This is a genomic window from Pseudomonas sp. KB_15 (assembly GCF_052114525.1).
GTDB lineage: Bacteria > Pseudomonadota > Gammaproteobacteria > Pseudomonadales > Pseudomonadaceae > Aquipseudomonas.
Genome location: NZ_JBFREX010000024.1, coordinates 1 through 18885 on the forward strand (window position 1 = coordinate 1; position 18885 = coordinate 18885).

The window sequence follows — 18885 nt, forward strand, 5'->3', positions numbered from 1 at the left end:
CTTTTTCAACTTCCTTTGCGCTTCGATGACCTGAAGCAACCACTGCCGAAAACTGCGTAACTCTTTGTTTACCAAGGAGTTTTCCGTTTCGACTGCGCCGGAAGTGGGGCGAATTATAGGCCTCCAGAATCTGCCGTCAAGCACTGATTTTGGTTTTGTATCAATAACTTGCAGAAAGCACCCAAYCGACCCGAAGGAAGCCTATATAGAAGAGCCCAAACGCCCTTCTATATAGAGGAGACCCGTCAGAGAACGCCCGAAGCCTTGAATGCAGTCACCGCCCCGGCATCCAGGCCCAACACCCGCTGCAGAACCTCCAGCGTGTGCTCACCCAGCAAAGGAGGTGCAAAACGGTACTCCACTGGCGTCTCCGAGAGTCGAATCGGGCTCGCCACCTGAGGCACCATACCAGCCAGCGCATGCGGCAGCTCGATAGCCAACCCGCGCGCCTTCACCTGAGGATCGGCAAACATCTGCGCCACGTCATTGATAGGCCCGCATGGCACGCCAGCCTGTTCGAGCTGCGCCACCCACTCAGCGGTAGTCTTGAATACCGTAGCCTGGCGGATCAGCGGAATCAGTACAGCCCTGTTTGCCACCCGCAGCTTGTTGGTAGCAAAACGCGGATCGTCCGCCCATTGCGGCTGCCCGGCCACTTCCGCGAACTTGCGGAACTGCCCATCGTTCCCGACGGTAAGGATGAAATCGCCATCCGCCGTAGGAAAATCCTGATAAGGCACGATGTTCGGGTGAGCATTACCCAAGCGTTTAGGCGCATTGCCTGTCGTCAGGTAGTTCATTGCCTGGTTAGCCAGGCAAGCCACCTGTACGTCCAGTAGCGCCATGTCGATATGCTGACCGCCACCGTCGTGATCCCGATGCGCAAGCGCAGCCAGGATCGCGACAGTCGAATACAGCCCGGTCAGGATATCTGTCAGCGCTACGCCGACCTTCACCGGCCCCGCGCCTTCTTCCCCTTCAGGTCGCCCCGTCAGGCTCATGAGACCGCCCAGCCCCTGGATCATGAAGTCATAACCCGCACGCTTGGCGTAAGGGCCGGTCTGGCCGAAGCCGGTGATCGAGCAATAGATCAGATCCGGATTGATCGCCTTCAATGATTCATAGTCCAGGCCATAAGCCGCCAAACCGCCAACCTTGAAGTTCTCGATCAGGATGTCCGACTTGGCCGCCAACTCACGCACCAGCTTCTGCCCTTCAGGGCGCGTGAAGTCGATGGTGACCGATTGCTTGTTGCGATTGGCCGACAAGTAATAGGCCGCCTCGCTGGTGTTTTCCCCATAAGCGTCTTTAAGGAACGGCGGCCCCCAGGCGCGCGTGTCATCGCCGTTACCCGGGCGCTCGACCTTGATCACTTCGGCGCCAAGGTCGGCAAGGATCTGCCCGGCCCAAGGCCCGGCCAGCACCCGCGATAAATCCAGTACCCGTAGATGCGAAAGCGCGCCCATCGACGTTCTCCTATTAATAGAACGCCTGGATGCCGGTTTGCGCACGACCAAGGATCAGAGCATGGACGTCATGGGTACCTTCGTAGGTGTTCACCACTTCCAGGTTGACCAGGTGGCGAGCAACACCGAACTCATCGGAAATACCATTGCCGCCCAACATATCGCGAGCCATGCGCGCGATGTCCAGGGACTTGCCGCAAGAGTTGCGCTTCATCATCGAAGTGATTTCGACCGCCGCAGTGCCTTCATCCTTCATACGACCCAGACGCAGGCAGCCTTGCAGCGCCATGGTGATTTCAGTCTGCATGTCGGCCAGTTTTTTCTGGATCAACTGAGTGGCGGCCAGCGGGCGGCCAAACTGCTGACGATCCAGGGTGTACTGGCGAGCGGTGTGCCAGCAAAACTCGGCAGCACCCAACGCGCCCCAGGAGATGCCGTAACGTGCCGAGTTGAGGCACGTGAAAGGACCTTTCAGGCCACGGACATCCGGGAAAATGTTTTCTTCCGGAACGAACACGTTGTCCATCACGATTTCACCGGTGATCGATGCCCGCAGGCCCACCTTGCCGTGAATCGCCGGAGCGCTCAGGCCTTTCCAGCCTTTCTCCAGAACGAAGCCGCGGATGTCGCCGGCATCGTCCTTGCCCCAGACCACGAACACATCGGCGATCGGGCTGTTGGTGATCCACATCTTGCTGCCCGTGAGACTGTAGCCGCCCTCTACTTTGCGTGCACGAGTGATCATCGCGCCAGGATCGGAACCGTGGTTAGGCTCGGTCAGGCCGAAGCAGCCGATCCACTCGCCCGAAGCCAGTTTCGGCAGGTACTTCTGCTTCTGCGCTTCAGTACCGAATTCATTGATCGGCACCATCACCAGAGAGGACTGCACGCTCATCATCGAGCGATAGCCGGAGTCGATGCGCTCGACTTCACGGGCGATCAGGCCRTAGCTGACRTAGTTCAGGCCMSKGCCGCCGTAYTGCTCGGGGATGGTTGCGCCCAACAGGCCGACTTCGCCCATTTCGCGGAAGATCGCCGGGTCGGTCTTCTCATGACGGAAAGCTTCGAGAATGCGCGGCGCCAGGCTTTGCTGAGCGAATTGCGCAGCCGTGTCGCGAATCATGCGTTCTTCTTCAGTGAGCTGTTGATCCAGCAGCAGGGGATCGATCCAGTTGAAGCTAGCTTTACCGCCCATGAGTGTGTCCTCTCGAATCGGGTCAAATAACGTGGACTGATGCTAGGCCGGGTTCGGCGTTACGGCAAACGAGGATTTCGCATACTGTTGTGCTAATTTCTCACTCCGAAACGTCGCAAAAGAGCCTTTATGCGATGTATTAGTGAGGTTGACGTACATGCGCAGAAAGATACCCAGCACCACCGCCCTGATCAGCTTTGAGGCTGCGGCGCGCCACGAGAGCTTCACCAAGGCAGCCCAGGAACTTTCGCTGACTCAAGGGGCGATTTGCCGACAGATCGCCAGCCTGGAGGAGTTCCTCAGTGTGGAACTGTTCCGACGCTCGCGGCGCGGGGTCAAGCTGACGGAAGCCGGTCTCTCCTACAGCCGTCGAGTGGCCACTCAGCTTGACGCGGTTGAGCGCGATACCCTGTCCGTGATGGGCCAACAGGGCGCCAACGTGATCGAACTGGCCGTCGTTCCGACCTTCGGCACCCAATGGCTGCTGCCGCGACTCAAGGACTTCCAGCAAAAGCACCCGGAAGTGACGGTCAACCTGACCAACCGCACGCGGCCGTTCCTGTTCGCCGACACTGATTTTGATGCCGCCATCTACTTCGGTGACGCGGATTGGTCGGGTACAGAGTCCCACAGGCTGATGGGTGAAAATCCGATGCCCGTTTGCAGCCCCAACCTGCTCGAAAAAAAGACCAGTCTGGCGCCCGGCGAAATCGCCGACTTGCCTCTTCTGCAACAAACCACCCGCCCCTATGCCTGGCGCCAATGGTTCGACTCCCAACATCTGAATGTCCCGCGAGACATGACAGGTCCTCGCTACGAGCTATTCTCCATGCTCGCCCAAGCGGCTATGCACGACATGGGCATTGCACTGATTCCGCCGTTCCTGATTCAAAGAGAGCTGAAAGAAAAACGCCTGGTGATCGCCAACCCGCAAGCACTGTCGAGCATCAAGGCTTATTACCTGATGATTCCTGAGCGAAAGGTCGAATCTGCGTCTTTGAGGGCATTTCGTGACTGGCTGGTAAATCAGGCACACAGCTACAGCCTAGAGGGATAAAGGCTCTCTAACATTACTTGACCCCGTAGTCAGCAACCGTAAAGCCCTACAGATATACGTATTTGTCGCATAGCAGCAAACTGTATCGAGAAGTCGTACAAACGTCCCACAAGCGGCTGACCACGCGGCTTTGCGCCACTATTTCGAAGCGATGCCGCATCATTCATACGGCCGATGTGTAATTTCCTGAATTTCGGCCAGAATCCTTGAAAAGCACGGTCTGCAAGGGATTGAGCCAGTTGGTTGCGACATTCGGTCACGGGGTGACTTGTAGTTAATTTTCCGTCACCCGTCATAATCCCTTGAAGGGCACAAAGTTCGCCTGCAAAATGCCGCGCCCCGCCCTGATTTGGCGGGATCGTGCTGATCGGCCGCCCCAGCCGCACCATCCGTAGTGCATGGGTTTACTCAATAAGATCACGCAGGAGATTTGACGTGCACATTGGTGTTCCTCTCGAAACCCAGACCGGTGAAACACGGGTTGCTGCAACCCCTGAAACCATCAAGAAGCTGATCAGCCAGGGTCATAAGGTCACTGTACAAAGCGGCGCCGGCGTTAATGCCAGCGTTGTCGACAGTGCCTATGCAGCGGCAGGCGCGACCATTGGCAGCGCCAATGACGCGTTTGGTGCAGAGCTGATTTTGAAGGTGGTCGCTCCCAGCGACAGCGAACTGACGCTGATTAAAAGCGGCACCGTTGTGGTGGGGATGCTCAACCCGTTCAGCAACGAAACCATCGCCAAGCTGGCCGAGTGCGGCATTACCGCATTTGCCCTGGAGGCTGCGCCTCGCACATCCCGCGCCCAAAGCCTGGATGTACTGTCCTCGCAAGCCAACATCGCCGGTTATAAATCCGTGTTGCTGGCCGCGCACTACTATCCGCGCTTCATGCCGATGCTGATGACTGCTGCGGGCACTGTGAAGGCGGCGCGCGTGCTGATTCTCGGTGCAGGTGTGGCCGGTTTGCAGGCCATCGCTACGGCGAAACGTCTGGGCGCAGTGATCGAAGCGTCTGACGTGCGCCCTGCGGTAAAAGAGCAGATCGAATCCCTCGGCGCCAAATTCGTCGACGTGCCTTACGAGACCGATGAAGAGCGTGAATGCGCCGTCGGTGTCGGTGGCTACGCCCGGCCAATGCCGGCCAGCTGGATGCAACGTCAGGCCGTGGCCGTGCACGAGCGCGCCAAACAGGCTGACATCGTCATCACCACCGCGCTGATTCCGGGCCGCAAGGCACCGACGTTGTTGAGCGCGGAAACCGTGGCGCAGATGAAACCCGGTTCGGTGGTCATCGACCTCGCGGCAGCCCAGGGCGGCAACTGCCCGCTGACCGTGGCAGACCAAGTGGTCGTCGAGAATGGCGTGACCATTGTCGGCCCGACCAACCTGGCTGCCGCGGTTGGAGCCGATGCCTCGGCACTGTACGCACGCAACCTGCTGGACTTCATGAAACTGTTGTTCGATAAAGAAGGACAACTGGTGATCAACCTTGAAGACGATATCGTCGCCGCGTGCCTGATGTGCCGCGACGGCCAGATCGTGCGCAAGAACGGCTGAGGATAAAAACAATGGAAGACATGCTGATCTCTCACGGTATCTACAACCTGATCATCTTCGTGCTGGCTATCTATGTCGGCTACCACGTGGTCTGGAACGTCACACCTGCCCTACACACGCCACTGATGGCCGTGACCAACGCCATCTCGGCCATCGTGATCGTCGGCGCCATGCTCGCTGCCGCCCTCACCGTGACCCCGCTGGGCAAGACCATGGGCACCATGGCGGTGGCCCTGGCCGCCGTCAACGTGTTTGGTGGCTTCCTGGTAACCCGGCGCATGCTGGAAATGTTCAAGAAAAAAGCGGCTCCAGCAAAAGCTCCGGCAGCCAAGGCCGAAGCAGTCAAGGCTGAGGTGCAGCAAGCATGAGCATGAACCTGGTTACTTCCCTGTATTTGATCGCCTCGGTCTGCTTCATCCAGGCGCTCAAGGGTCTCTCGCATCCCACCACGTCGCGTCGCGGCAACCTGTTCGGCATGCTCGGCATGGGCCTGGCGATCCTCACCACAGTCGGCCTGATCTACAAGCTGGGTGCCGAACTTGCCCACGACGGTATCGTCTACGTGATCGTCGGCCTGCTGATCGGCGGCACCGCCGGTTCGATCATGGCCAAACGCGTTGAAATGACCAAGATGCCCGAACTGGTCGCCTTCATGCACAGCATGATCGGCCTGGCTGCGGTGTTCATCGCTGTGGCTGCCGTGGTCGAGCCGCAGTCGCTGGGCATCGTCCAGCAACTCGGTGACGCGATCCCGGCCGGTAATCGCCTGGAACTGTTCCTCGGTGCAGCCATTGGTGCCATCACCTTCTCCGGCTCTGTCATTGCCTTTGGCAAGCTGGCCGGCAAGTACAAGTTCCGCCTGTTCCAGGGTGCACCGGTACAGTTTGGCGGTCAGCACAAGCTGAACCTGCTGCTGGGCCTGGCCACACTGGCCCTGGGCGTGACCTTCATGCTCACCGGTGACTACACCGCTTTCGGCGTGATGCTGGCGCTGGCCTTCGTGCTCGGTGTGCTGATCATCATCCCGATCGGTGGCGCCGACATGCCGGTGGTGGTGTCGATGCTCAACAGTTATTCCGGCTGGGCGGCGGCAGGTATCGGCTTCTCGCTGAACAACTCGATGCTGATCATCGCGGGTTCGCTGGTAGGCTCAAGCGGTGCGATCCTCTCGTACATCATGTGCAAGGCGATGAACCGTTCCTTCTTTAATGTACTGCTCGGTGGTTTCGGCAATACGGCGGATGCGGCCGGCCCGGCGGGTTCGAAAGAAGCCCGTCCGGTGAAATCCGGCTCGGCTGACGACGCGACCTTCCTGCTGACCAACGCCGACACCGTGATCATCGTTCCGGGCTATGGCCTGGCGGTCGCACGGGCCCAGCATGCGCTGAAGGAACTGACCGAGAAGCTGACCCATCGCGGCGTGACCGTGAAGTATGCGATCCACCCGGTTGCCGGTCGCATGCCCGGCCACATGAACGTGTTGCTGGCCGAGGCCGAAGTGCCTTACGACCAAGTGTTCGAGATGGACGATATCAACTCCGAGTTCGGTCAGGCCGACGTGGTGCTGGTGCTGGGTGCCAACGACGTGGTCAACCCGGCCGCGAAGAACGATCCGAAATCGCCGATTGCCGGCATGCCGATCCTCGAAGCGTTCAAGGCCAAAACCATCATCGTCAACAAGCGCTCGATGGCCAGCGGCTATGCCGGCCTGGACAACGAACTGTTCTACCTGGACAAAACCATGATGGTGTTCGGCGACGCGAAGAAAGTCATCGAAGACATGGTCAAAGCCGTCGACTAACCTTCTGCGACACACAGAACGCCCCGACTCGTCGGGGCGTTTTTGTTTGCGCAAAACGTCGGACGAACTATTCTTTTATTACCGATCCGGTAACGGTGTTTTGCTTCAAAGGCCCGGAATAGACACCTCGATTGCGACCTTGGTAGCGGGACAGAAGCCGACGCAATTCACTAGACTGCACGTCCTGCTACCTGTTACCCGAGATAACAATCCATGTACCGTGACCGTATTCGCCTGCCTTCGTTGTTGGACAAAGTGATGAGTGCCGCCGACGCTGCCGCTCTGATTGAGGACGGCATGACCGTCGGTATGAGTGGCTTCACTCGCGCCGGCGAAGCCAAGGCCGTCCCCCAGGCGCTGGCCGAGCGTGCCAAGGTCACGCCGCTGAAGATCAGCCTGATGACCGGCGCGAGCCTGGGCAACGACCTGGACAAGCAGTTGACAGAAGCCGGTGTGTTGTCGCGACGCATGCCATTCCAGGTCGACAGCACCCTGCGCAAGGCGATCAACGCCGGCGAGGTCATGTTCATCGACCAGCACTTGTCGGAAACCGTGGAGCAATTGCGCAACCAGCAATTGAAACTGCCGGACATTGCCGTGATTGAAGCGGTAGCAATCACCGAGCAAGGGCATATCGTGCCAACCACCTCGGTAGGCAACTCGGCCAGCTTCGCAATTTTCGCCAAGCATGTGATCGTCGAGATCAACATGGCGCACAACCCGAACCTCGAAGGTCTGCACGACATCTATATCCCGACCTATCGTCCGACCCGCACCCCGATTCCACTGGTCAAGGTCGACGACCGCATTGGCAGCACCGCCATCCCGATTCCAGCGGAAAAAATCGTCGCCATTGTGGTCACCAATCAGGCTGACTCACCCTCCACGGTGCTGGCGCCAGACGCTGAGACCCAAGCCATTGCCGACCACCTGATCGACTTCTTCAAGCAGGAAGTGGCCGCAGGACGCATGACCAACAAGCTCGGCCCGCTACAGGCCGGTATTGGCACCATTGCCAACTCGGTGATGTGTGGACTGATCGACTCGCCGTTCGAAGACCTGACGATGTATTCCGAAGTACTTCAGGACTCGACCTTCGACCTGATCGACGCAGGCAAGCTGAGTTTTGCCTCGGGCAGTTCGATCACCCTGTCGAGCCGGCGCAATGCCGACGTCTTCGGCAACCTGGAGCGCTACAAGGACAAACTGGTTCTGCGCCCGCAGGAGATTTCCAACCACCCTGAAGTCGTGCGTCGCCTTGGCATCATCGGCATCAACACGGCGCTGGAGTTCGACATCTACGGCAACGTCAACTCCACTCACGTCTGCGGCACGCGGATGATGAACGGCATCGGTGGCTCCGGCGACTTTGCGCGCAATGCGCACCTGTCCGTATTCGTGACCAAGTCGATTGCCAAGGGCGGTGCAATCTCCAGCGTGGTGCCGATGGTCAGCCACGTTGACCATACCGAACATGATGTCGACATCCTCGTGACCGAAGTAGGCCTGGCGGACTTGCGAGGCCTCGCGCCCCGGGAGCGTGCCCGGGTCATCATCGACAAGTGCGTGCATGCGGATTACCGCCAGGCGCTGAATGATTACTTCACCGCCGCATGCGCCATCGGCGGGCACACCCCGCACATCCTGCGTGACGCCCTCAGCTGGCACATAAACCTGGAAGAAACCGGGCAAATGCTGAAGAAGTAATTGGTACAGATAGCAGCTGACGCAAACACAGTTTCGTCAGCTTGCGCTTGCCCTCTCGCAATATGAAAAAAACTGTACTGCTGTACCGGTCATTTCCTACCGAAAACTCCTACCTTACTGGATCAAAACATCAAAAATGCACCACTACAGTGCGCATAGGTACAGTTGCCTCAATTTAGACCAGTACACCACCTATAAACAGTTAACTGAGCTCTCACAATACAGGTGAACTGTATCTACAGAGACTAGGCAAACAAGAGGATCATGGGCACCAGTTAAACCACTACCTAATCCCGCCACAAGCGGAAGGATGACCACCATGGAACGTACACTCAGTTCCGATCTGTTCTTTGAAGACACCGCTGCAAAAAACCAGGCTTCCCTGCCTTTGCGCGTTATCGCCAACCTGATGTTGTGGCAGCGCCGCATCTCCAGCCGCCATCAACTGGCTCGCCTGGATTCGCGTCTGCTGGCTGACGCCGGGATTAGCGAAGCACAACGCTACGAAGAGCTGAGCAAGCCGTTCTGGCGCTAAGTTAGCGTCGCTGGCTCTGACCTGAAGGTCCACCGCCAGCAACCCGAATTGAAAAAACAAAACCCGTCGTGGGAAACCACGACGGGTTTTGTCGTTTTGGCCGATCAAACCTGGTCTTACAGTCGAGAATCCTGAGAACCAGTACAGTTTACAAAAACCACAAACTGAACGAGTACAATATTGCCGCAGTGTGTCTGTAGTGGACATTCGCCCGGTGTCAGCATGGAGCCCTCTACTTATCAGGACAGGGACCGCGCCATGAATTCTTTACAGGATGTTTCCACCCCCTCAGTTCAATCGAGACCTTGCTTGCACTGGGTCAGAGATCTGCTGACAGGGCTCTTCGCTAGCTTGGAAAGGGCGAGAACACGACGTTTACTGACTCAACTCGATGATCGTCAGCTATCAGACCTTGGCATCAGCCACGCCGACCGCATCAATGAATTGGATAAACCGTTCTGGCGCTGACTGCCTGTTTGCATGACGGGCTATTCGAACCGACACACTCAGGCCTAATATCAATTCAGAACGTGGCGAGCGCCAAGCGCCTGGCGTCTGACCTTGCAGACACTGCGCCATTTTTCAACTGGTTTACCCAAAGGAGTTACCTATGTCCCGTCTTCGCCTGCTTAGCGCTGCGGCCCTGTTTGCCGTGGCTGCCAGTGCACAAGCCAGCAGTTTCATCGTGACCACGGATGCTGTTGTCAATGCACTCAAAGCCACATCCGATGCGACCACCGACGTCGTCTCTTCGTCGTTCAAGGATGACAAGATCGTTCTTGCGGCCCGTGACGACGCTGCCAGCTTTGTCGCCAGCGAAGGTTCCATCCGCGGCGTAAAACTGGAAAGCGCACTCGACCACATTCGCCACCAGGCGCCACAGTTGAGTGCCACCGATGCACAACTGGCGCAAGCAATCCTGACCATCTAAACGACTGCACAGACATGGGGCACGTCCGACGTGTCCCAATGTTTCGGCGCTGGCTCTAGAGCGGGCCTTGCGCTAGCCTTTGGACTCACTTTCAACTTTCGAGTCTCATGCGTTTTCCTTCCAGCCTCTTGATAGCTACAGTCTTTCTTACCCTTGGTTACTGCGCATCAGCCCACGCTTATGACGCCTTCAACCTGTCCACCCAAGGCATCGTCGCCAGCGGTTACGCCACAAGTTTGGTGACCTGCGCCCCCTTCGACCATAAACTGCTGCTCGCCGCCCAGGATGACGCTGCGGCATTCATCGCCAGTGACGGCCAACTGAGAGGTGCACGACTGGAGTCGGCCTTGCGGTATCTGCGCCGAACCCAGGCAAAACTTCATGCCAGCGACCTTGAACTGGCACAAGCAATTCTCGTCCAATAGTTATCCCTGTTTTTCTGGAGTCGTTCCATGCGTAACCCGCTGATTGCTGCCACCTTAGGCCTGCTGCTGTTGGCCGACGTGGCCCAGGCACATACTCTGGTTGCCACCAGTAACATGCTGATCCGTGCTACCCAGCGCACCCTCGATTTCACTTCCGATACCACCACGTCCATCCGCGATTCGAAGATCGTGCGCGAAGCCCAGGACGATGCCGCCAGTTTCGTTGCCAGCAATGGCGACATCCGGGGCGCTCACCTGGAATCCGCTTTCGACTTGCTGCGCACCCGCGTGCCGGAAGCCCGTGACGCCAGTGACCAGGATCTCGCTGAAGCCATCCTCGCACTGTGAAGCGTCCAGGCGTCTGGCTGCTGGCCGGGGTCCTGTTGCTGCTGGGCAACACGGCCCACGCAGGCCTTCAGTTACAGCTCAAGACCGAAGGTCTGACTCCCGCACAACAGCAAGCCAGCCAGACGTTGCTCGATGAAGCCATGCAGGCACTGCCGCCACGCTTTATCGAGCAACTCGATCGACGCATCGACGTCGTCTGGACCGATGACATGCCAAGCAACGCCTATGGCCAGGCGTCACTGGTGTCCGAGCTTGATCTGAACCGCAACCTGCTGGCCGGCCTCACCGATGGCAGCGCTGCGACCAGGAAAACCCATCGCCCCCATGGCACCGTGCGCCAGGAAATGCTGGCCACGGTGCTGCACGAGCTGACTCACATCTACGATCGCTCGCGCCTGTGGCCGGATGCCGAACGCAAGCTGATTCAGCGCTGCACCCAGCGCAACAACAGCTCAGGGCTGGTTGGCATTCCCGACCAATGTCGGGGCCAGTCCGGCCGGCGTTTTACCCTCAGTGACGATCCGCGCCTGCTCGACCTCGCCGGTTGGCAGCAATACGTCGGCCGTCGCGGCGAACGCGAACAGCACAACCGCCAGATTGCCCGCAGTCCGGACATCTACGAGACCAGCAGTCCAAAGGAATTCGTCGCGGTCAACATGGAGTATTTCCTCCTTGATCCCACCTACGCCTGCCGCCGTCCCGCGCTGTATCGCTACTACGAGGAACATTTCGGCTGGGCGCCCGCCGCCAAAGACAGTTGCAGCAAAACCTTCGCCTTCCTCAATGCCGGCAACGACTTCGCCAAGACACCTTTGGGCCAGGTCGATCCGGAACGGGTCTACGCCGTTGACTATCTGCTGGCCGAGGCTAACCAGAACTTGTTCAGCCGCTGGGGCCACAGCATGTTGCGCCTGGTGATCTGCGCACCGGGCCGGCCACGCGGACCGGATTGTCGACTGGACCTGGACCAGCATCTGGTGCTGTCGTACCGCGCCTTCGTCGGTGACGTGCAGCTGTCGAGCTGGGATGGCCTGGTCGGTAAATACCCGTCGCGGCTGTTTATCCTGCCGCTGTCCCAAGTCATCGACGAATACACCAAGACCGAACTGCGCAGCCTGGCCTCCGTGCCCCTGAACCTGTCGCGCAGAGAGATTGAAGACGTGGTTGGACGTGCCGCCGAGATGCACTGGAGCTACGACGGCAACTACTTCTTCCTGTCGAACAACTGCGCGGTGGAAGAACTGAAACTGCTGCGCGGCGGCACCAACAACCCGCAACTGGTGGGACTCGACAACATCATGCCCAACGGTTTGCTGGAGGTGCTCAAGGGCCGCGGACTGGCGGACACCAGTGTGCTGGACGATCCGCGAGAAGCCTTGCGTCTGGGTTATCGTTTCGATTCTTTCCGCGATCGCTATCAGGCCATGTTCGAAGTACTGAAAAAGCACTTGCCGGTCAAACAGGAAACCGTCGAAGACTGGCTCGACTTGAAAGCCGATGAGCGGCGGCAATGGTTTGAACAAGCCGATTTGCGCACCAGTGCGGCGTTGCTTCTGCTGGAGCAAGCGAGTTTCCGTCGGCAGTTGCTATTGGCCCAGGATGAAGTGAAGCAACGCTATCTGGGCGCCCGAGAGCTGAAGAATGGCGGGATGGACAAGGCCAACGCGACACTCAAGGACATTCTTGCCAACAGTGGCTTCCTCAGTCGTCCGGCTGAGTTGCTGGGCACCAACGGTTATGGCTTACCGCAACCAAGCGAGTGGGAACATCTGGAGTCAGAAAGCAGCCAGCGCCAGAAGCAGCTCCTGGCGCTGTCCGGGGATCTGGACAAGGAAGTGAGAGCGTTGCTTGAACCTGACCGTGCCGCCGAAATGGCCGCCAACGAGGCCAACGTGAAGCAGATTGGTGAGCACTTGCGCAAACTGCACAAGGCATCAGGCGGGATAGAGTTGCCTTGATCCGTAACTTGCAGGAGCGAGCTTGCTCGCGAAAAGGCCATCAGTTTCAACATCCTTGTTGACTGATACACCGCCATCGCGAGCAAGCTCGCTCCTACAGGGGGTCAGTGTTCAGCTCAACTGACGCGGGCTTTACGCACGCCGTCCGCCAGTGCCGAGCAAAGGCTCAATACGCCGTCGACGGCCTGGTCCGCAGTTGCCGCATTGGCGATCTGGTCGATCAGCGCCGAGCCCACCACCACACCATCAGCCAGACGCGCGATGGACGCCGCCTGTTCCGGAGTCCGGATACCGAAACCGACGCTGATCGGCAGGTCGGTATGGCGGCGCAGACGGGCGACCGCTTCTTCGACGTGTTCCAGCGTGGCGGCACCGGCGCCGGTCACACCGGCCACCGACACGTAGTAGACGAAACCGGAGCTGCCGTTGAGAACAGTCGGCAGGCGCACATCGTCGGTGGTCGGCGTGGTCAGGCGAATGAAGTCCAGGCCCGCGGCCTGCGCCGGGTCGCACAGCTCGCCGTTATGCTCCGGCGGCAGGTCGACCACGATCAGGCCGTCAACGCCGGCCTCTTTGGCTTCGGCAATGAAGCGCGGTACACCGTACATGTGGATCGGGTTGAAGTACCCCATCAGCACCAGCGGCGTTTCGTTGTTGTCCTGGCGGAACTCGCGAACCATTTGCAGGGTTTTCGCCAGATTCTGCCTGGCACCCAACGCACGGATGTTGGCGAGCTGGATGGCCGGGCCGTCAGCCATCGGGTCGGTGAAGGGCATGCCCAGCTCGATCACGTCAGCACCGGCCGCCGGCAAGCCTTTGAGGATCGCCAGGGAGGTGTCGTAGCTCGGGTCGCCAGCGGTCACGAAGGTCACCAGGGCGGCGCGGTTCTGTTCCTTGAGTTCGGCAAAACGCGTTTGCAGGCGGCTCATCAGTGTTTCTCCTGCTTCGATTGCTCTTGTTGAGAGTGTTCCATGTGGTGCATCACGGTCTGCATGTCTTTGTCGCCACGGCCGGACAGGTTGACCACCATCAGGTGATCTTTTGGCAGGGTCGGTGCGCGCTTGAACACTTCGGCCAGGGCATGGGCGCTTTCCAGGGCAGGGATGATCCCTTCCAGGCGGCAGCACTGGTGAAACGCGGCGAGGGCTTCGTCGTCGGTCACCGAGGTGTATTGAACGCGGCCGATGTCGTGCAACCAGGCGTGTTCCGGACCGATGCCCGGGTAGTCGAGGCCGGCAGAGATCGAGTGGGCATCGATGATCTGGCCATCGTCATCCTGCAGCAGGAAGGTGCGGTTGCCGTGCAGGACGCCAGGAACGCCGCCATTCAGGCTGGCCGCGTGCTTGCCGGTCTCGATGCCGTAACCGGCGGCTTCAACGCCGATGATCTCGACGCTCTTGTCGTCGAGGAACGGGTGGAACAGGCCCATGGCGTTGGAACCACCGCCAATGCACGCCACCAGGCTGTCCGGCAGGCGACCTTCCTGGGCTTGCAGTTGCTCGCGGGTTTCCTTGCCGATCACGGCCTGGAAGTCGCGGACCATCGCCGGGTAAGGGTGCGGACCGGCCACGGTGCCGATCAGGTAGAAGGTGTTGTCAACGTTGGTCACCCAGTCACGCAGGGCTTCGTTCATCGCATCCTTCAGCGTGCCGGTGCCGGCCACCACCGGGATCACCTCGGCGCCCAGCAGCTTCATGCGGAACACGTTGGCCTGCTGACGCTCGATGTCAGTGGTGCCCATGTAGATCACGCAATCCAGACCGAAGCGTGCAGCGACGGTGGCCGTGGCCACACCGTGCATGCCGGCGCCGGTCTCGGCGATGATGCGCTTCTTGCCCATGCGCCGCGCCAGCAGGATCTGGCCAATGCAGTTGTTGATCTTATGCGCGCCGGTGTGGTTCAGCTCTTCACGCTTGAGGTAGATCTTCGCACCGCCACAGAACTCGGTCAGACGCTCGGCAAAGTACAGTGGGCTTGGACGTCCGACATAGTCGCGCTGGAAGTAGGCCAGTTCTTCCTTGAATGCAGGATCTTCCTTGGCCAACTCATATTCGCGGGCCAGGTCGAGGATCAACGGCATCAGGGTTTCGGCAACGTAGCGGCCGCCGAACGCGCCAAACAGGCCGTTGGCATCAGGGCCGTTGCGCAGATTAGTCTGGGTCATGGGGCGCTCCAGTTGAATGCGTGAAGTGATGCATAAAGAGATAGTGGGCTTCACTCTACCCCTGACGCCCCGGCCTGAAAACCGATAAGATCGCCACAACCTGTCAGGAAAACTCACAGATTCCATGAGCCATGGCCTTCCTCCGCTGAACGCGCTTCGCGCCTTTGAAGCCACTGCCCGCCTGAACAGCGTCAGCCAGGCGGCCGAACATCTGCACGTCACCCACGGTGCGGTCAGCCGGCAACTCAAGGTGCTTGAAGAACACCTCGGCGTAAGCCTGTTCATCAAGGACGGTCGCGGCCTGAAACTCACAGATGCCGGGTTGCGTCTGCGTGACGCCAGCAGCGAAGCCTTCGAACGCCTGCGCAGCGTTTGCGCCGAACTCACACAAAGCACAGCCGATGCCCCCTTCGTGCTCGGTTGCTCGGGAAGCCTGCTGGCGCGCTGGTTTATCCCGCGGCTGGGGAGGCTCAATGCCGACCTGCCGGACTTGCGCCTGCACCTGTCGGCCGGAGAAGGCGATCTCGATCCGCGAAGACCGGGGCTGGATGCCTTGCTGGTCTTTGCCGAGCCCCCCTGGCCGGCGGACATGCAGGTTTTTGAGCTGGCCAGCGAACGCATCGGTCCGGTCATGAGCCCGCGGTTCACCGGCTATGAACGGCTCAAGGAAGCGCCGGCCACAGCACTGCTGAGCGAACCCTTGCTGCACACCACCTCACGCCCGCAAGCCTGGCCGAGCTGGGCGCAACCACGCGGCCTCGACGCCAGGGCGTTGAAGTACGGTCAGGGATTTGAACATTTGTATTACTTGCTGGAAGCCGCCGTCGCGGGTCTGGGCGTGGCGATTGCCCCCGAGCCCTTGGTGACGGAGGACTTGAAGGCCGGCCGCCTGGTTGCGCCATGGGGCTTCAGTGAAACCCCGGCACAACTGGCGTTGTGGCTACCCAAGCGCGCCGCGGACGGGCGCGCCCGGCAACTGGCGCAGTGGCTCAGGAACGAGCTGCGTCGAGCGGATTAATCACGCTTGCACAACAGATAAGYGGCCAGCAGGCCCAATGCGCCCACGGCGACACCGGCTGCTGTCCAGGGGTGTTCCTGAGCGTAGTCCCGGGTGGCAATCCCGGTTTCGCGGGTTTTGACCTTGACCTCTTCATAGGCGTCGGCCAGCAGATGGCGCGAGTGCTTCAAGGCATTCTCGGCGTTGCTTTTCAGGGTCTTGAGGGTTTTACGCGACTCGTCCGAGGCGTCGTCCTTCAGGTTTTCCAAAGACTTGAGCAGACTCTCGATCTCGGCTTCCATGCTTTGCAATGAGGCTTTGCGTAACGAGGTGCTGGCCATGGTGGCTCTCCTGCATTGGTGATGAGTGGCGTGTGTTGGTTGGGACTTCAGGGGTTCGAGAAAGTGCAGAAAATCTGAACTTCACTCTGAGAACGGCCAACAGAAGAAATAGGAAAAATCACTGCTAGGCTGTAATTCACACGCCGAGGAGAACGCCATGTCTGACCATCACACCTACAAGAAAGTCGAGCTGGTCGGCTCGTCCACCAGCAGCATCGAAGATGCGATCAACAACGCGCTGGCCGAAGCCAGCAAAAGCATCAAGTACATGGAATGGTTTGAAGTGACCGAGACCCGTGGGCACATCAGGGACGGTAAGGCTGCGCACTTTCAGGTGACCTTGAAAGTCGGATTCCGCATTGCCAGCAGCTGACTTTGGGCTAGTCTTCTGAACTTGCACGCCGGCCGAATGCCATAGGGAATGGCAAAGCGCTCCATGAGCGCGTCCGGCTGACGGCTGGTTACCCCTATGATCCGACCAGGGAATGCAACCGATGAAGAAGTTTATGTTGGCGGTAGGTTTGTTGAGCCTTGCGGGGACCGCATTGGCGGGTGATGGCAAGCCATGCGAAGAGCTGAAAGCCGAAATCGCAGCGAAACTTGATGCCAAGGGCGTTTCCGGTTATTCGCTGGAGATCGTCGAAAAAGGTACCGCTGCCGGCGGAAAAGTTGTTGGCAAATGCGAAAAGGGCGCCAAAGTGATCGTCTACAAAAAGTAGGCCGATCCTCGCCTGAACTAAAAAGCCGACGCCCTGGCGCCGGCTTTTTCATGCCTGCCGTTTGAGTATCAGCCTCGCATGACCTGTGCCAGCAGCTCGTAGGAATGCACACGATCCGAATGCTCGTACAGGTCACAGGTGAAAATCAGCTCGTCGGCCTGGGTCTGTTCGATCAGGACCTCGAGTTTGGCGCGGATTTTCTGCGGGCTGCCGATCATGGCCAGCCCAAGGAAATCGTGCACGGCCTCTTTCTCATGGGGCAGCCACAGGCCGTCCATGGTCTTCACCGGCGGACGTTGCACCAGGCTTTGCCCACGCATCAGGGCGAGAATCCGCTGGAACACCGAAGTGGCCAGGTAATCGGCCTGCTCGTCGGTATCGGCTGCCACCAATGGCACGCCGAGCATTACGTAAGGTTTGTCCAGAACGGCTGACGGTTTGAAGTGATTGCGATAGACCCGAATCGCTTCATGCATGTAGCGCGGTGCGAAATGCGATGCGAAGGCGTAGGGCAAACCACGTTCACCTGCCAACTGTGCGCTGAACAGGCTCGACCCCAACAACCAGACCGGCACATTGGTCCCGGTTCCCGGCATGGCGATGATGCGTTGGTCCGGAGTGCGTGGCCCCAGGTAGCGCACCAGTTCCGCCACATCTTCCGGGAAGTCGTCGGCGCTGCCGGAGCGTTCACGGCGCAACGCACGTGCGGTCATCTGGTCGGAGCCCGGGGCACGCCCCAGGCCCAGATCGATCCGGCCCGGATAAAGACTTTCCAGGGTGCCGAACTGCTCGGCAATCACCAACGGTGCGTGGTTAGGCAACATCACCCCACCCGAGCCGACACGAATGGTCGACGTGCCACCGGCCAGGTAGCCGAGCAGCACCGAAGTCGCGGAACTGGCGATGCCATCCATGTTGTGGTGCTCAGCCACCCAGAAGCGGTTGTAACCGAACTTCTCGACGTGTTGCGCCAGGTCCAGCGAATTGCGCAGCGACTGGGCCGCGCTGCCGTTCTCGCGCACCGGCACCAGATCGAGGGTCGAGAACTTGATATCGGACAGTCGTTTCATAAACCTGCTTCTCCAATTGAGGGCGCAGGTTCGATCTTGCGAACGAAAACCTGCCGAATCCAAAAGCGTGTTTCATGCAATGTGGGCATATACCCGAGTTTCAATAGCCCGGTAAAAAATCCCGCGAAAAAAGCTGATTGATCGGACGAGGTGAAGTTGATCCTCAAGGCGAAATCAGCCTGGAGGCAACATTGGTCGGCTGGATTTTCGTTGAAACGAAAGATCGCAGCCTTGGGCAACCACCGGGATCACTCGGCAGATTGCCCAAGGCTGCGATCTTTTTTGCGTCGTGACAGACTTGCCCGCTAAAACTGTGGTCGAATAAATGACAGCAGCGAAACCCCATGACTGTGGTGCTGCCTCAAAGGAGCTTCAACCATGAAACGTTTTGCCCTGGTGATTATCTGTTGCGCACTGGCCACTTCGGCCCTCGCAGCGCCGAAACCCTGCGAAGAACTCAAGGCCGAGATCGAAGCCAAGATCCAGGCCAGTGGCGTCACCGCCTACACGCTTGAAATCGTCACCAACGACGAGGTACACGACCAGAACATGGTCGTTGGCTCATGCGAAAACGGCACCAGGAAAATCATCTACCAGAAGAACGACCGCTGACA

Annotated in this window: 21 protein-coding genes; 15 read left to right on the forward strand and 6 right to left on the reverse strand. The window is 59.0% G+C overall.

The annotated features are described in order from the left end of the window. Nucleotides 1–245 precede the first annotated feature (245 nt). A complete protein-coding gene (locus AB4Z35_RS18720; RefSeq protein ID WP_008002120.1) occupies nt 246–1466 on the reverse strand; it encodes a CaiB/BaiF CoA transferase family protein in 1221 nt (406 codons plus the stop codon). A gap of 13 nt (nt 1467–1479) precedes the next feature. Next, the gene (locus AB4Z35_RS18725) at nt 1480–2661 is read right to left on the reverse strand and encodes an acyl-CoA dehydrogenase (RefSeq protein ID WP_442098594.1); all 1182 of its coding nucleotides are present in this window, start codon (nt 2659–2661) and stop codon (nt 1480–1482) included. A 157-nt stretch (nt 2662–2818) separates the two neighbouring features. On the opposite strand from AB4Z35_RS18725, the gene AB4Z35_RS18730 reads away from it, so the two are divergent. From AB4Z35_RS18730 to AB4Z35_RS18780, 11 genes are all read left to right on the forward strand, one after another. Beyond that, nucleotides 2819–3718, forward strand: a complete 900-nt coding sequence (locus AB4Z35_RS18730) for a LysR family transcriptional regulator (RefSeq protein ID WP_442098596.1) — start codon at nt 2819–2821, stop codon at nt 3716–3718. A gap of 435 nt (nt 3719–4153) precedes the next feature. Further along, complete coding sequence (locus tag AB4Z35_RS18735) at nt 4154–5275, forward strand: Re/Si-specific NAD(P)(+) transhydrogenase subunit alpha (protein ID WP_008002126.1); 1122 nt, start codon at nt 4154–4156, stop codon at nt 5273–5275. 11 nt (nt 5276–5286) lie between these two features. Further along, entirely contained in the window at nt 5287–5643 is a 357-nt protein-coding gene (locus tag AB4Z35_RS18740; protein ID WP_128604429.1) for an NAD(P) transhydrogenase subunit alpha, read from the forward strand. Then, nucleotides 5640–7076 carry an NAD(P)(+) transhydrogenase (Re/Si-specific) subunit beta gene (locus tag AB4Z35_RS18745; RefSeq protein ID WP_008002130.1) on the forward strand — a complete coding sequence of 479 codons (1437 nt, stop codon included), beginning with the start codon at nt 5640–5642 and terminating at the stop codon, nt 7074–7076. The genes AB4Z35_RS18740 and AB4Z35_RS18745 overlap by 4 nt, the downstream gene beginning before the upstream one ends. A gap of 213 nt (nt 7077–7289) precedes the next feature. Continuing rightward, nucleotides 7290–8783, forward strand: a complete 1494-nt coding sequence (locus tag AB4Z35_RS18750) for an acetyl-CoA hydrolase/transferase family protein (RefSeq protein WP_008002133.1) — start codon at nt 7290–7292, stop codon at nt 8781–8783. Between the two features lie 319 nt (nt 8784–9102). Continuing rightward, nucleotides 9103–9318 (forward strand): DUF1127 domain-containing protein, encoded by a 216-nt coding sequence (locus tag AB4Z35_RS18755; RefSeq protein ID WP_008002135.1) that lies wholly within the window; start codon nt 9103–9105, stop codon nt 9316–9318. Between the two features lie 258 nt (nt 9319–9576). Beyond that, nucleotides 9577–9786, forward strand: a complete 210-nt coding sequence (locus AB4Z35_RS18760) for a DUF1127 domain-containing protein (RefSeq protein ID WP_442098598.1) — start codon at nt 9577–9579, stop codon at nt 9784–9786. A 142-nt stretch (nt 9787–9928) separates the two neighbouring features. After that, complete coding sequence (locus AB4Z35_RS18765; RefSeq protein WP_008002137.1) at nt 9929–10249, forward strand: DUF2388 domain-containing protein; 321 nt, start codon at nt 9929–9931, stop codon at nt 10247–10249. A gap of 107 nt (nt 10250–10356) precedes the next feature. Beyond that, nucleotides 10357–10674: a DUF2388 domain-containing protein gene (locus tag AB4Z35_RS18770; protein WP_442098599.1), complete on the forward strand. Its 318-nt coding sequence runs from the start codon at nt 10357–10359 to the stop codon at nt 10672–10674. A 27-nt stretch (nt 10675–10701) separates the two neighbouring features. Then, nucleotides 10702–11022 (forward strand): DUF2388 domain-containing protein, encoded by a 321-nt coding sequence (locus AB4Z35_RS18775; protein WP_008002141.1) that lies wholly within the window; start codon nt 10702–10704, stop codon nt 11020–11022. After that, on the forward strand, nt 11019–12980 hold the full coding sequence (locus AB4Z35_RS18780) for a DUF7844 domain-containing protein (protein WP_442098600.1): 1962 nt from the start codon (nt 11019–11021) through the stop codon (nt 12978–12980). Before AB4Z35_RS18775 ends, AB4Z35_RS18780 begins: the two co-directional genes overlap by 4 nt. A gap of 116 nt (nt 12981–13096) precedes the next feature. On the opposite strand, the gene trpA is transcribed toward AB4Z35_RS18780, so the two are convergent. Beyond that, complete coding sequence (trpA, locus tag AB4Z35_RS18785) at nt 13097–13909, reverse strand: tryptophan synthase subunit alpha (protein WP_442098602.1); 813 nt, start codon at nt 13907–13909, stop codon at nt 13097–13099. Continuing rightward, nucleotides 13909–15144: a tryptophan synthase subunit beta gene (gene trpB, locus AB4Z35_RS18790; RefSeq protein WP_442098604.1), complete on the reverse strand. Its 1236-nt coding sequence runs from the start codon at nt 15142–15144 to the stop codon at nt 13909–13911. The genes trpA and trpB overlap by 1 nt, the downstream gene beginning before the upstream one ends. Before the next feature lie 124 nt (nt 15145–15268). On the opposite strand from trpB, the gene AB4Z35_RS18795 reads away from it, so the two are divergent. After that, nucleotides 15269–16162 carry a LysR family transcriptional regulator gene (locus AB4Z35_RS18795; protein ID WP_442098606.1) on the forward strand — a complete coding sequence of 298 codons (894 nt, stop codon included), beginning with the start codon at nt 15269–15271 and terminating at the stop codon, nt 16160–16162. On the opposite strand, the gene AB4Z35_RS18800 is transcribed toward AB4Z35_RS18795, so the two are convergent. Then, nucleotides 16159–16482 carry a DUF883 family protein gene (locus AB4Z35_RS18800; protein WP_442098607.1) on the reverse strand — a complete coding sequence of 108 codons (324 nt, stop codon included), beginning with the start codon at nt 16480–16482 and terminating at the stop codon, nt 16159–16161. The genes AB4Z35_RS18795 and AB4Z35_RS18800 overlap by 4 nt on opposite strands. Before the next feature lie 157 nt (nt 16483–16639). Between AB4Z35_RS18800 and AB4Z35_RS18805 the strand changes: the two genes are divergently transcribed. Beyond that, complete coding sequence (locus AB4Z35_RS18805) at nt 16640–16855, forward strand: dodecin (protein WP_008002152.1); 216 nt, start codon at nt 16640–16642, stop codon at nt 16853–16855. Nucleotides 16856–16976: 121 nt separating this feature from the next. Beyond that, nucleotides 16977–17201 (forward strand): DUF1161 domain-containing protein, encoded by a 225-nt coding sequence (locus tag AB4Z35_RS18810; RefSeq protein WP_442098609.1) that lies wholly within the window; start codon nt 16977–16979, stop codon nt 17199–17201. A 68-nt stretch (nt 17202–17269) separates the two neighbouring features. On the opposite strand, the gene AB4Z35_RS18815 is transcribed toward AB4Z35_RS18810, so the two are convergent. Beyond that, nucleotides 17270–18271, reverse strand: coding sequence for an LLM class flavin-dependent oxidoreductase (locus tag AB4Z35_RS18815; protein WP_008002158.1), 1002 nt, complete (start codon nt 18269–18271; stop codon nt 17270–17272). A 378-nt stretch (nt 18272–18649) separates the two neighbouring features. On the opposite strand from AB4Z35_RS18815, the gene AB4Z35_RS18820 reads away from it, so the two are divergent. Continuing rightward, entirely contained in the window at nt 18650–18883 is a 234-nt protein-coding gene (locus AB4Z35_RS18820; protein WP_442098610.1) for a DUF1161 domain-containing protein, read from the forward strand. Nucleotides 18884–18885: the final 2 nt, after the last annotated feature.